Below are 12,951 nucleotides of genomic sequence, written 5' to 3' on the forward strand. Positions count from 1 at the left end.
CGATATGGTAAAGCGTTTCTCTTTAGTAAAATCGAACCGGGTAAATAACTTGCCCGACAATATACTTAAAGACAACATAATACCCAGTACGCTCAGGAAAACGGTATTAATAAATTTCTTTCCTGCCTGCCTGTTCAGCACAAACAACGTAAGCCAGATAAATAGGGTGGCTAAAACAATAAAATATATCAGATCGCGGGTATCTAACACGCCTCTGCTTATTGATTGATAATGCTCTGTAATGCCCAAACTTTGCAAGCCAAGGTTTTGCAGGGATAGTATGGAACTTAATGAATCGAACCCGCTATAGAAGAAGAAACACAGGAAAACCGCTATAGTAAATGCGATAACCTGGTTCTTACTTACCGATGAGGCAAACAAACCAATAGCCGCGAATGACGCCCCTAACAAGAACAAACCGATATAAGACCCTATAACCGCACCTGTATCTATGTTACCTTGCGGCGTACCCAATGTGTGAACACTAAAATAATATACCAGGGTTGGCGCTAATGCAAAAAGCACTATTGCTACCCCGGCAAAGTATTTACCAAGTACTATTTGTATGTCGGTTAACGGGCGGGTAAGTAAAAGTTCGAATGTGCCTTCTCTCCTCTCCTCGGCAAGTGAGCGCATGGTAATAGCAGGTACCAAAAACATAAACAAGTATGGCGCGGTACTAAACAGGCTATCTAAACCGGCATAACCGTAGGCCAATATACTGGTATCTGGGAATACCCATAAAAATAGCCCTAAAACAAGCAGGAAAACCCCAATAGTTATATAAGCCACCAGCGAACTGAGGTAGGTTGTTATTTCTTTCTTGAGTATGCTGAACACTTTATAAGAATTGTAATGATAAACGCCCGAAAATACGATTATTGTGCAGCAATACTAAAATGATGCTAAACAAAAAAGCCCGGGACAATATCCCGGGCTTTTCAATTATTTAGGCTTATTTAGAAACCGTATGCTATACGTACGCCTACCTGGCTAATGGTTCCGTCATGTGACCAGCCTTCGTAACGAACGCCGATATCAAAACCGCCCTCAAGGGCATAACCAATGCCCGGGGCATAAGCAAATGCTGTACCTCCACCACTTTCGGTGCTAAAAACAGCACCTAACTGGCCTTCACCATAAAAGCCTTCGTTAAAAAAGTATTTGATACCGGCTTTCAATGGCACAAAACCGCTTGAACCGCCACCAAAGTCATCTTTAATTTTAAAAGAAGTATAACCACCAGATAAAGTGAACATAGTGCTGGTTGCAATAGGCAATTCATACTTTAATGAGCCGCCCAGGGCTACACTGTAAACATCTTTCGCATCACCTAAAGGGATACCACCTTCAAAGCCAATACTAAACCTTGATTTGTCTGATTGTGCAAATGTTGTAAATGTTGTACCACCTACAATTGCTAATAACAGTAATAATTTTTTCATGATTTTAGTTATATAAGGTTGATAATTAGGAACAAACATAAATTTACAACAAATATTCAACGCCATTTGTTTAAAAAACGAACAAAAAGCGAACAAAAAAGCCCGGAGAAATATCCCCGGGCTTTTTATAAAATTAAAATTAATTAGAAACTGAAAGCTAAACGGGCAGCAACCTGGCTAACAGTACTCCCACTCATTGACCAGCCTTCGTAACGTACACCAAGATCTAAGCCGCCACCAAACGCATAACCAATACCCGGTGAATAAGCAAATGCAGTTTTGCTGCCACTAATATTACCAAAACCATCAACATTAACACTTTCTTTTGTGAATGCCGCACCTACTTGTGCTTCACCATAAAAACCTTCAGCAAAGAAATGTTTAAGTCCAGCTTTTACAGGGATACCATAAAATTTATAACCGGCATCTTTAGCTTCATCTTTTGCTAAAAATTTGTTATAACCTGCTGAAATCGTTACGAAAGTACCTTCTGCAATTGGATGATCATACTTTAACGAACCGCCAATAACAAAATTAGTAAAGTTTTTAACATCACCAAGTGGCAAGCCGGCTTCAACACCGATGCTAAATTTACCACCTTCTGAAGATGATTGGGCGAATGAACTGATTGACAAACCGCATAATACGGTTAATAATAATAATACTTTTTTCATAATTTTTAAATTGTTAATTTAAGTAAAAGCGTAGCAGGGTAGTCTGCTTTGCCTGGTTTGGACATATAGACGCCGGTTACCTGTCTGTCGTTACAAACTTTTTTACTTTTTCGTGAAATCACGATTTAAAAACACTTGAAAACAAGCACTTTAAAGACTCCTATTTTAGATATGTAGCTTTTTTATTAATTATTTGTAAGCCCAATAAAAATATGCTCGAGCGTATTATTATTATTTTGGCCACGTAAGTTAGCAAGGGTATCGTTAGCAACTATGCTACCGTGGTTAATGATGATTACACGGTTACAAACCGCCTCAACTTCCTGCATTATATGGGTAGATAATATAATGGTTTTTGTTTTTCCTAATTCGGTTATCAGTTGCCGTATCCCAACCAGTTGGTTTGGATCAAGGCCCGAGGTTGGTTCATCCAGTATCAACACCTGCGGGTTATGCAGAATAGCCTGCGCCAGGCCAACCCTTTGGCGGTACCCTTTTGATAGCTGCCCTATTTTTTTATGTTGCTCGGGGCCAAGGCCGGTTTGTTCAATAACTTCGGCAATGCGTTTATCGGGCTCATGCAGGCCATGTATCCCCGCCACAAACGCCATCGATTCCTTTACATACATATCCGTGTAAAGTGGGTTACTTTCGGGCAGGTAGCCTATATTACGCTTAACATCAAGTGGTTGCTTGCTAATATCAAACCCGCAAACAGATGCCGTACCCGATGTTTGCGGAATAAAGCAGGTAAGCATTTTCATGGTGGTGCTTTTGCCCGCACCATTAGGCCCTAAAAAACCCAGCACGCCTGTGCCTGCCTCAAAGCTGATACTGTCAACCGCTTTTTGCTGCCCGTAAACTTTTGTTAATGCCTCTACCCGGATACTCATGCGGTAAAAATAGATTTTAGATATGAGATTTGATAAAAGCATATTAAATATTTAACCACAAAGGACACAAAGTAAAAACCACAGAGAGCACAGAGCGTATTCTCACTGCCCTTTGTGTAATCTCTGTGTTCTCTGTGGTTAAATTACTCTTCTATCTCTATTTACCTTTCGCCTTTAACCTTTCATCCCTAAAAACTATCTTTGCCCCTATTATGAGCAAATCAACCGACGAACTTTTTAAAAATGTAATATCGCACTGTAAGGAATATGGCTTTGTTTTTCCATCCAGCGAAATATATGATGGCTTAAGCGCTGTTTACGATTACGGCCAAAACGGTTCGGAATTGAAGAACAACCTTAAAACCTACTGGTGGAAATCAATGGTGCAAATGCATGAGAACATTGTGGGTATTGATTCGGCCATATTTATGCACCCAACCATTTGGAAAGCAAGCGGCCACGTTGACGGCTTCAGCGACCCGATGATTGACAACAAGGACAGCCAAAAACGCTACCGTGCCGACCAGTTACTGGAAGACCGCATAGCGAAACTGGATGAAGAAGGCAAAACCAGCGAGGCTGAAGAGTTACAGATAGAGATGGATAACGCGCTGAAAGCTGAAGACCTGCCCCGCCTGCGCGAACTGATCATAGAACAAAATATAAAATGCCCTATCGGCGGCACTGCCAACTGGACCGAAGTACGCCAGTTTAACCTGATGTTTAGCACACAGGTTGGCGCTATTGCTGATGAATCAGACACTATATATCTTCGCCCGGAGACAGCACAGGGTATATTTGTGAATTACCTTAACGTTCAAAAATCTGGCAGGATGAAAATCCCGTTTGGTATAGCGCAAATTGGTAAGGCTTTCCGTAACGAGGTTATTGCCCGCCAGTTTATTATCCGCATGCGCGAGTTTGAGCAAATGGAGATGCAATACTTTGTACGCCCCGGCACACAACGCGAGTGGTTTGAAAAATGGAAAGAAACCCGCCTAAAATGGCACCTTGCTTTAGGAACAGATGCTGCTAAATATCGTTATCACGAACATACCAAGCTGGCGCATTATGCCGATGCCGCTTTTGATATTGAGTTTGATTTCCCGTTTGGTTTTAAAGAAGTTGAAGGTATACACAGCCGTACCGATTTTGATTTAAGTCAGCATGAAAAATTCTCCCGCAAAAAAATGCAGTACTTTGACCCTGAGGTTGACCCCGAAACCGGCAAACCTTATGGTAACTATATCCCTTACGTTATTGAAACTTCGATAGGTTTGGATAGGATGTTCCTGCTTACGCTGATCAACGCGTTTGAGGAAGAAGACCTGAGCACCGACGAGAAACAGGATAGCCGTACTGTACTGCGCCTGCATCCTTGCCTTGCCCCGGTTAAAGCAGCTATTTTCCCCCTGACCAAAAAAGATGGCCTGCCAGAGAAAGCCCGCGAGATAATGGACAAACTAAAGCTTGATTTTAACCTACAATACGAGGAAAAAGATGCTATTGGTAAACGTTACCGCCGCCAGGATGCTATTGGTACACCTTTTTGTATCACGGTAGATCACCAAACCCTTGAAGATAATACTGTAACCATTCGCCACCGCGATACTATGGCACAGGAGCGTGTAGCTGCTGATGACCTGGAAAAGATCATTGGTGGTATGGTAAGCTGGAAGAATTTATTGTAAGCCAACCTTTCTTAAAACGATACGTAAAAGCCTGTATTACTACAGGCTTTTTTTATTTATAAACATTATAAATTTAACTAATAAGGGCTAAGTAATTTACTTACTATTAAAAACTTATACATTAGTGTAATATATCCCTAATTCGGTTGAAGTCACTCTACATCATTATTTTTCTTATTTGCCTGGCAAGTGCGAGTGTAATAGCCACTCCACAGAATGGCGAAACCGATAGCCTTAAGAAGCTAATATTAACGGCAAACGGACAGGTGAAAGGTAATGACACTACAACCATTAACCGCTTAAATAAGCTTGCGGAAAAATATTATGAGTCGGCTCCGGATAGCACTATTTATTTTGCCAACCTGGCTATTAATTCAGCAAAAAAGCTCAACTATACCAAAGGCATAGCTACAGGTAACAGGCTACTGGGCAGGGTAAACTCGTTTAAAGGCAATTATGTTAATGCCAATAACAATTACAACATATCTTTAAAACTTTACCGGCAAATAAACAATCAATTTGGTATTAGCGAGGTATATATAGGTTTGGGCAGGGTGCAAGATTTCCTGGGGAATTATAACCAGGCTATAAAATTTTTTGAGCAGGCACTTGTGATCCGTAAAAAGCTGCGAAACGAAATCGATATAGCTAACTGTTACGCCATCATTGGTATTACCTATGATAACAAAGGCGATTTTAATAAGGCGCTTGATTATTATTTTAAATCACTCATCATAGACCTTAAACTTAACGATCAGTTATCTGCTGCTAACAACTACTGCAACATTGGTGTAGTTATGCAACACCTTGAACTTTACCCCAAAGCGCTCGATTATTTTAATAAAGCCAACAGCTTATGGCTTAAGCTAAACGATAAGCAGGGCATAAGCACCTGTTACCAAAACATTGGCGAGGTAATGCTTGCACAAAAACAATATGCAAAGGCTTACAACTATTTTAAACGTGCATCAGCTACTTACCACGAGCTTGGTGATGAGGAAGGCATTAGTCTTATATATTATAATATTGGCCTGTATCATTATTACACCGTAAATCCCGATTCGGCTATTTATTATCTGAACCGTTCGCTGGCCTCGGCCATAAAAAGCAATATTAAATATAACAAAGCTTACGCGTACATTGGGCTGGCCTTGATCTACAACCTGGAGAAAGATTACAATAAAGCTTACAAATATGCCCTATTGGCTCAGCAAACTGCAAATAACCTGCAAAGCACTAACACACGTGCCGAAGCAACGCTACAACTAAGCAAAGCCCTTGCAGGGCTTAAACAATTTGATAAAGCATATATGCAACACCTGCTTTATGTAAGCCTAAAGGATAGCCTTAAAAACAACGAAAGCCTGCAAAAACTCACCTCTTACAACCTGGCTATCGCATTTGAAAGCAACCAGCGCAAAACCCATCAGAAAGAAGCGGAGCTTGAGCAAAAACTGGCTCAGCAGCGGCGCACAAACTTTATCTATGCCGGTATTATTGTGATAATCACCATTATGCTGATTGTTTACTACAATGCCAAGCGCAAACAACTTAAAGCTAACGCCTTATTAGAGATAAAGAATAAGGAAGTACTTACCCAGGCCGATAAACTAAATGAACTAAACGTTCTGAAAGACCGCCTAATAAGTATATTGGCGCATGACCTGCGGGCACCATTAAGCACCCTACGCGGCTTATTTTCGCTAATGACAGATAAGGACATTACACACACCGAATTTATAGAAATGGTGCCAGGTGTGTTTGGTAAATTAGAGCATACATCAAACTTTTTAGATACCCTGCTTTTTTGGATAAACAGCCAGGTAGATAATGTTGAGGATACCACCAAAAGCTTTTGTTTGTATGATGTTGTGAAAGTTGAACTGGCCAACCTTGAAGACCAGTTTAAACTTAAAAACATTACTCCGTTAAACAGAGTAAGTGCGGTTCATACTGTACGGGCCGATCCTAACTCTATCAGGATAGTTATTCATAACTTTTTAACCAATGCTATTAAATTCTCCCACCAAGATAGCACTATTGAAGCTTCGGCACGGATAGAGAATGACATCGTTATATTCACCGTTACCGACCGGGGTATCGGTATGACCGAACAACAGCTTGATAAGCTCTTTAACAGCAAAGTAAACAGCCAGCCGGGCACACACAATGAGGTTGGCACAGGTATGGGCCTTGTTTTCTGCAAGGACCTTGTTGAAAAGTACAACGGTAAAATATGGGCGAAAAGCACACTTAACGAGGGTACGGAGCTAAGCTTTACACTGGCTAAAAACATTTTCAACAAAAAGTGACATATAGTTACAATTGAACAATAATTAAAAAACATTGCGGCTTTACAATGCGTCATTACCTCTTCTGGTAATGGCGCTTTTTTATTATCATCAAACAATTATCGCCTATGCTCCTTTTGTGTTTAATATGCAAACACAATTACATGTCTATAAAAATTAAAGACCAGCCTTTTTATATACAAAGTACAGCTGTATTATTCGGGCTTATACTATTGGTTTATGTGCTTATACAATTGGCAGATATTTTGGTGCCGCTGGCCTTCGCGGCTTTTTTGGCAATACTGCTAAACCCGCTTTGCAACCGCCTGCAACGGCATAAAATACCTAAAGGCATCTCTATTGCTATTGCTATGCTTATTATGATATTAGGCGTGGCAACGGTATTCTATTTCCTCAGCACACAAATTATCCAATTTGGTGATTCGCTGCCTACACTGCAAAAAAAGTTTGAAGAGATAACTATCGACCTTAAAAACTGGATACAAGGCACTTTCGGGGTGGAGATCACCAAACAGGAGCAAATGTTAAAAGACGCGCTAAACAATAGCCAGGCTGTGCTTGGCCGCACGGTTAACAGCGTTTTGGGTACGCTGGCCATTATTTTTTTGCTACCGGTTTACATTTTTCTGATGCTGTTCTATAAAACATTGATCCTAAATTTTTTATATGAAGTTTTCTCTGAAGAGAACTCTAAAAAAGTAAGCGATGTATTGAGCGAAACAAAAGCAGCCATACAAAGCTATATTGTAGGTTTACTAATAGAGATGATCATTGTGGCCGCCATGAACTCGACAGCATTGGTATTATTGGGTGTAAAGTACGGGATCCTGATTGGTTGTATAGGTGCTATCCTAAATCTGATACCCTATTTAGGGGGCATTATCGCGATAGCACTACCTGTATTAATGGCCACTGTTACTAAAGATGGCTATTCTACCCAACTGGGCGTGATTGCGGCTTATATTGTTATTCAATTTATTGATAATAACATACTGGTGCCGCGCATTGTATCATCAAAAGTGCAGATAAACGCCTTAATGTCGATAATTGTTGTGTTGCTGGGGAATCAGCTTTGGGGGCTATCCGGCATGTTCTTATCCATACCATTTGTAGCTGTATTAAAGATAGTGTTTGATCGTATTGACGATCTTAAACCCTGGGGTAAGCTACTGGGCGATAATGTACCTACCCACCACAAAGGCGATATGTGGCGAAACCGCAATAAAAGAAAAGCTGTATTACCGGTTAAAGAGCCTATAATAAAAAAGCCCTAAGCAGATAGCATAATTTGCTACTATCTGCTTAGGCTTGTACCTTTAATTTATAGCTAATTAATGAGTTACAGCGTTATCACCTTTGTTTAAAGTACCGTTGGTAAACAGCAACGGATTTACCTTTTTGGTATCACCCTGGTACACCCAAATAATGTTACCAATATATTTACGGAAAGCATCGCTTACCTGCGTAGGCGTTAGTTTCTTCACATCTTCAGCAAGAGTTAACGAACGCTTCCAGTTATTATGCAGCACCTCGTTAGATACTATTGATGATGCCTGCGCGGTGTTAGTTTCGTTTTTATAATAGAAACCGGTTAAGTAAGTAACCTTCATATCGGCAACCTCGGCAGCGTTAAAGCCCTGGGTTTTTATCCTGTCAACCAGTTTATCAAACACAGCAATGTATTTATCCGGCTGGGTGGTTGATACCGAAAATTTAGCTACCGATGTTGCACCAACACTAAACCATGATTGTGGCGCATATGATAAACCGTTATTGGTACGTATATCTAAAAAGTGCTTATCAGCAAATATCCTCATAGCAACGTTAAAGGCATCAAAATCTGGTGTGCCCGGTGCAGGGCCGCTGGTTACGCCTTCTACATAGTTAGTAGCCAGTTCACGGCTTTCGCCCGAGAAAGTATTTTTGTATGCCCTAAAAAATGATTTCTTCAATTCGAAAGGCGCACCTTGTTTAATACCGGTTAACATACCTTTTACTTTGGATTCAATAGCGGCACGGTCAAGATCTGCAACCACAACAATCAGCATGCGCGATTTAATCAATACCGAATGGTAGTATGTTTTGGTTTCTTCGGGAGTAAGTTTTTGAATGATCTCTGGCGTACCATTAGGGTCTTTTACATAATCCCTGCCTGCAAAGGCTATTTTATCGGCATACTTATCAATGGCATTGTCTGGGTCAGAGTCCTGCGATTTTAGTTCAGTTATGGCATCTTGTTTAATGCGTTCAAACTCTTTGGCATCAAACTTAGGTATGGTGATTGCCTCAACGTATAAAGGCCAAGCCGTATCCAAATCGCTTTTAATACAATTTAGTTTTACAACAGAAAAGTTTTTGTTGGTGTAGCCATAAACTGCCGCGCTGATCTTATCCAACTGATTTTTGAAGGCATTTTTATCGTGCTTTAAAGTACCGCACTCGGTAAGGGCATTCATCGCCATTGATTCGATACCCATTTTTGTGGCCGGGTAATTTTGCACGCCCCCTTTAATAACGGTTTGTATCTCAACAATATCGTTACCGCTTGGCTGTACAATAACTTTTACGCCATCAACCATCATTTCGTATGCTTTTTGCTGGGCAAAAGCAGGTTTAACACCCGTAGTTGCAGCAGCAATTAACAATAGATATATATATTTCTTCATCGTGTTTTATTTAAATTAGTTAGCTACAAAAAACGAAGCCACATTTGCTGCCTTGCTTGCCTCCGGCGTTAATATAATGCCCGATACCATGGGTTTGCTTACTATATAAGTATTCATGTATTTGGCAATATCTGCGCGGGTTACTTTCTGATAATTATCAGTAAGATCGGTATAATAATTAAGTGATGTACTGCACCATTGGAAACTTAACTGCGATGGCAACGATGATGGCTTCTCCATCTCCCGACTATGGTTACGCAGCAAAATCGCCTTTGCATCGGCTAATTGTTCATCAGTGTAATAATCAGCTTTGCCCCACTGGCTCATCTGGTTTTTCACCTCGTCATAACACTCCTTAATTTTTGTTGGGTTTGGCACCACAAATAACGATATCATGCCCGTATAATGGCTGGTATTGTAGCTTATACTTGCAGACGATGCCAGGCCTTTATCAACAAGCGCTTGCTGTAGTTTTGATGAGTTAAGATCCAATATGGTTGAATACACATCAGCAGCAATAGTAGACGCCGAATCGGCCATATAAGCGGGCCCTTGCCATGCATACATCATGAACGGCGTACGCGCTATCGACATTTCCTTTACAAAAGCAACGCTTTTTTCAACCGGTTTAAAGGCTGGGATAGGGTACTTTTCGTGCGGGTTGAAACCACTGTTTGCCCAATCGCCAAAAATAGCCTCTGCTTTTTTAAAGCCATCCTCATGTTTAATATCACCACAAATAGTAAGCAGGCTATTATTAGGGAAGTAATATTTGTTTTTGATGATCATCATCTTTTCGGGCGTAGCGGTATTAATAACCTCGTGGATACCAATTGGCATTTTACGGGTTATCAGATCGCCCCAAAGGTTTTTACTGATATCGTAATATAGCTGGAAACCCGGGCTGCTCTCGTTGCGCTGAAACTCACCATCAACAACAGGGCGCTCTTTGGTCATATCTTCTTCCCTATATATAGGGAAACGCACAGATGCATTCATCAGCTTTAAACCGGCATCCAGACTATCTTTACCTACGGTGAAGTAATAGTTCACCCGCTCGTTGCTGGTAGTGCCATTCCAGATAGCGCCAAGTTCCTGCGTGCGTTTTAAAAATTTCTCTTGTGTGGGGTAATCCTTATTGGCTTTAAAAAACATGTGCTCAAAAAGGTGCGAAAGGCCACTGTACTCCGGCCCTTCGGTGTAGGCGCCATTCTTTACAGCAATTTCGATGGTAGTAAGGGGAACCTTGCTGTTCTCAATAACAACAACATCCAGCCCGTTTGGCATCTTTTTATAAAAGTAGCCCTCGGGTAACCGGGGCTGGGCAACCACGCATAAGGTGGCTGCTATGCCAACCGCAGTAAGGGTTAAAAGTTTGGTAATTTTTAGGGTCATACTAAGTTGTGAGATTATAACATTAGATTACAATTCCCTAAATATATTACATATAATTAAAAATTTAGTTACCCGTTTTATTTAAATCTTATAACCACTTTTTTCCCGGATATATTCTCCAGGAATGGTTTAAATATTAACCCGGCATTTTCGCGGGCTTTGCCTATAAGGTTCATTTCGGTAGCAGTAGTAAGCATCTTTTTTTCGGCAAGCTTGTATACATCCTCTACCATCGTGCGTGTTTTATCGGGAAACCACACGCCCGATACATCATACACCCTTGATTTTTGATGATCCAGCTTTACGTAACAGATCTCCGGCTGGGGCAGCGTTATCTCCACAGTATCCTTGCTTTGGCTGATATCATCCTTCTTAACTTTTGTAAGATCGATGCAGGCGGTTACCTCTCCTACTGCTACAAACAGCACTTTTGAATCGGGCAGTATCATATGCAGCTCTTTTTTCTCTACCACATCTTTCATAGCATATTTAACCAGTTCCAGCTTCCCCATAGCTACTACACGTGTTACCATTGCATCTTCGGTAACCTCGGCACGGGTGGTATTAAATTCGTGTTTGATGTAAAAGAAAAGGAATATTAAAAACCCGGTGATAACAAGGGCAAACGATAGGGTTAATGAAATGCGGGAGCGTTGGGTATTAAACATATTAATAGTTTATCAATAGCTACAAAATAAAACAGCGATGGTTTTGGCCATCGCTGTTTATCATATATTTATGCTTAATTAAGCGTAAGTAACGTTCAAGGTAATAGGTACATTAAGCGCTTTTGATACTATACAGCCTGCTTTAGCGCCTTCGGCAACTTCTTTAAATTTTGCTTCGTCAACACCATCAATTACAGATGCTTTAAGCTCCAGATGGATGCCTTTAATTTCTAAAGCCTGCATATCCAGATCAAGGATAGCGTCGGTAGTCAGATCGCCCGGGGTAATGCCTTGTTGTGATAAAGCCGCGCCAACCGCCATGGTAAAGCAGCCCGCGTGTGCAGCAGCTATCAGTTCTTCGGGGTTAGTGCCCACACCATCGGCAAAACGGGTTTTAAAAGAATATTGTGTTTTGTTCAGAGTAGTGCTTTGTGTGGTTATTTCACCTTTACCTTCTTGTAAGGTGCCGTTCCAATGTGCGTTTGCTGTACGTTTCATAGTTGTATGTTTTTTTGAGTTTTTGCTAATTTAATAATATGTTAGATTGAATTAAAATATTAGGTGTTAAGTAATCATAAATTAAAAGGCTTCCGTCGTAGTTTACTCACCCCGATTGCGCTGCGCTGGTCGACCCTCTCTACTTGCAATAGCCTCACCTAAATCCTCTCCAAAGGAAAGGACTTTAAAACCATTGTTCCCTCTCCTTTGGAGAGGGCCGGGGTGAGGCTTTACCATTTCGCCCGCTCGTACTGTACCGGCCATTTTACCTCATGCCCCAACTCGTGTGCAGCCTGCAGCGGGAAATGCGGATCGCGCAGTAATTCGCGGGCCATTATTACCAGATCGGCCTGCCCGGTTTGGATGATCTCATCGGCTTGCTTTGCTTCTGTTATCAGTCCAACCGCACCGGTAAGTATACCTGTGTGCTTTTTAATCGCTTCGGCAAATTCAACCTGGTAACCGGGTTTTAACGGGATCTGCACGCCGGCAACATTTCCACCGGTAGAGCAATCTATCAGGTCAACTCCCTTATCTTTTAATATTTTTGCTAACGCGATAGAGTCGTCAATTGTCCATGCTCCTTCTGTCCATTCTGTTGTAGATAAACGGACAAACAGCGGATAATCTGCCGGCCAAACCTCGTTCACGGCTTCAATAATTTCCAGCAAAAAACGAATGCGGTTCTCGAACGAGCCGCCATATTCAT

The 12,951-nt window shown here is 41.2% G+C and carries 11 protein-coding genes and 1 pseudogene; 3 read left to right on the forward strand and 9 right to left on the reverse strand.

The features are described 5' to 3' along the window. The 4 genes from gldF to JWQ85_RS13690 form a co-directional block, all read right to left on the reverse strand. A partial coding sequence (gene gldF / locus JWQ85_RS13675; RefSeq protein WP_367186213.1) for a gliding motility-associated ABC transporter permease subunit GldF occupies nt 1-840 on the reverse strand: 840 nt, incomplete at its 3' end. A gap of 119 nt (nt 841-959) precedes the next feature. Next, nucleotides 960-1,445: a hypothetical protein gene (locus tag JWQ85_RS13680; RefSeq protein WP_299468859.1), complete on the reverse strand. Its 486-nt coding sequence runs from the start codon at nt 1,443-1,445 to the stop codon at nt 960-962. 143 nt (nt 1,446-1,588) lie between these two features. After that, nucleotides 1,589-2,119 (reverse strand): outer membrane beta-barrel protein, encoded by a 531-nt coding sequence (locus JWQ85_RS13685; protein WP_299468861.1) that lies wholly within the window; start codon nt 2,117-2,119, stop codon nt 1,589-1,591. Between the two features lie 185 nt (nt 2,120-2,304). Beyond that, nucleotides 2,305-3,012 (reverse strand): ATP-binding cassette domain-containing protein, encoded by a 708-nt coding sequence (locus tag JWQ85_RS13690; protein WP_299468863.1) that lies wholly within the window; start codon nt 3,010-3,012, stop codon nt 2,305-2,307. A 212-nt stretch (nt 3,013-3,224) separates the two neighbouring features. On the opposite strand from JWQ85_RS13690, the gene JWQ85_RS13695 reads away from it, so the two are divergent. The 3 genes from JWQ85_RS13695 (at nt 3,225) to JWQ85_RS13705 (ending at nt 8,289) form a co-directional block, all read left to right on the forward strand. Further along, entirely contained in the window at nt 3,225-4,703 is a 1,479-nt protein-coding gene (locus JWQ85_RS13695) for a glycine--tRNA ligase (protein WP_299468865.1), read from the forward strand. Nucleotides 4,704-4,849: 146 nt separating this feature from the next. Beyond that, complete coding sequence (locus tag JWQ85_RS13700) at nt 4,850-7,015, forward strand: tetratricopeptide repeat-containing sensor histidine kinase (protein ID WP_299468867.1); 2,166 nt, start codon at nt 4,850-4,852, stop codon at nt 7,013-7,015. A 143-nt stretch (nt 7,016-7,158) separates the two neighbouring features. Beyond that, nucleotides 7,159-8,289 carry an AI-2E family transporter gene (locus JWQ85_RS13705; RefSeq protein WP_299468869.1) on the forward strand — a complete coding sequence of 377 codons (1,131 nt, stop codon included), beginning with the start codon at nt 7,159-7,161 and terminating at the stop codon, nt 8,287-8,289. A 57-nt stretch (nt 8,290-8,346) separates the two neighbouring features. On the opposite strand, the gene JWQ85_RS13710 is transcribed toward JWQ85_RS13705, so the two are convergent. The 5 genes and pseudogenes from JWQ85_RS13710 to JWQ85_RS13730 all read right to left on the reverse strand — a co-directional run. Beyond that, nucleotides 8,347-9,681 carry a pitrilysin family protein gene (locus tag JWQ85_RS13710; RefSeq protein WP_299468871.1) on the reverse strand — a complete coding sequence of 445 codons (1,335 nt, stop codon included), beginning with the start codon at nt 9,679-9,681 and terminating at the stop codon, nt 8,347-8,349. Between the two features lie 15 nt (nt 9,682-9,696). Continuing rightward, complete coding sequence (locus JWQ85_RS13715) at nt 9,697-11,076, reverse strand: pitrilysin family protein (RefSeq protein WP_299468873.1); 1,380 nt, start codon at nt 11,074-11,076, stop codon at nt 9,697-9,699. Nucleotides 11,077-11,153: 77 nt separating this feature from the next. Next, the gene (locus tag JWQ85_RS13720; protein WP_299468875.1) at nt 11,154-11,744 is read right to left on the reverse strand and encodes a DUF4230 domain-containing protein; all 591 of its coding nucleotides are present in this window, start codon (nt 11,742-11,744) and stop codon (nt 11,154-11,156) included. A 78-nt stretch (nt 11,745-11,822) separates the two neighbouring features. Continuing rightward, on the reverse strand, nt 11,823-12,242 hold the full coding sequence (locus JWQ85_RS13725; RefSeq protein ID WP_299468877.1) for an OsmC family protein: 420 nt from the start codon (nt 12,240-12,242) through the stop codon (nt 11,823-11,825). 230 nt (nt 12,243-12,472) lie between these two features. After that, nucleotides 12,473-12,951, reverse strand: a pseudogene (locus JWQ85_RS13730) (oxidoreductase); the annotation flags it as partial.

Origin of the sequence: Mucilaginibacter sp., from assembly GCF_028288105.1 — a bacterium.
Lineage (GTDB): Bacteria > Bacteroidota > Bacteroidia > Sphingobacteriales > Sphingobacteriaceae > Mucilaginibacter.

Bases quoted from the DNA above. Each gene is read 5' to 3' on its own strand.
- JWQ85_RS13680 (WP_299468859.1), bottom strand. From the start codon at position 1,445: ATGAAAAAATTATTACTGTTATTAGCAATTGTAGGTGGTACAACATTT.
- JWQ85_RS13685 (WP_299468861.1), bottom strand. From the start codon at position 2,119: ATGAAAAAAGTATTATTATTATTAACCGTATTATGCGGTTTGTCAATC.
- JWQ85_RS13690 (WP_299468863.1), bottom strand. From the start codon at position 3,012: ATGAGTATCCGGGTAGAGGCATTAACAAAAGTTTACGGGCAGCAAAAA.
- JWQ85_RS13695 (WP_299468865.1), top strand. From the start codon at position 3,225: ATGAGCAAATCAACCGACGAACTTTTTAAAAATGTAATATCGCACTGT.
- JWQ85_RS13705 (WP_299468869.1), top strand. From the start codon at position 7,159: ATGTCTATAAAAATTAAAGACCAGCCTTTTTATATACAAAGTACAGCT.
- JWQ85_RS13710 (WP_299468871.1), bottom strand. From the start codon at position 9,681: ATGAAGAAATATATATATCTATTGTTAATTGCTGCTGCAACTACGGGT.
- JWQ85_RS13715 (WP_299468873.1), bottom strand. From the start codon at position 11,076: ATGACCCTAAAAATTACCAAACTTTTAACCCTTACTGCGGTTGGCATA.
- JWQ85_RS13720 (WP_299468875.1), bottom strand. From the start codon at position 11,744: ATGTTTAATACCCAACGCTCCCGCATTTCATTAACCCTATCGTTTGCC.
- JWQ85_RS13725 (WP_299468877.1), bottom strand. From the start codon at position 12,242: ATGAAACGTACAGCAAACGCACATTGGAACGGCACCTTACAAGAAGGT.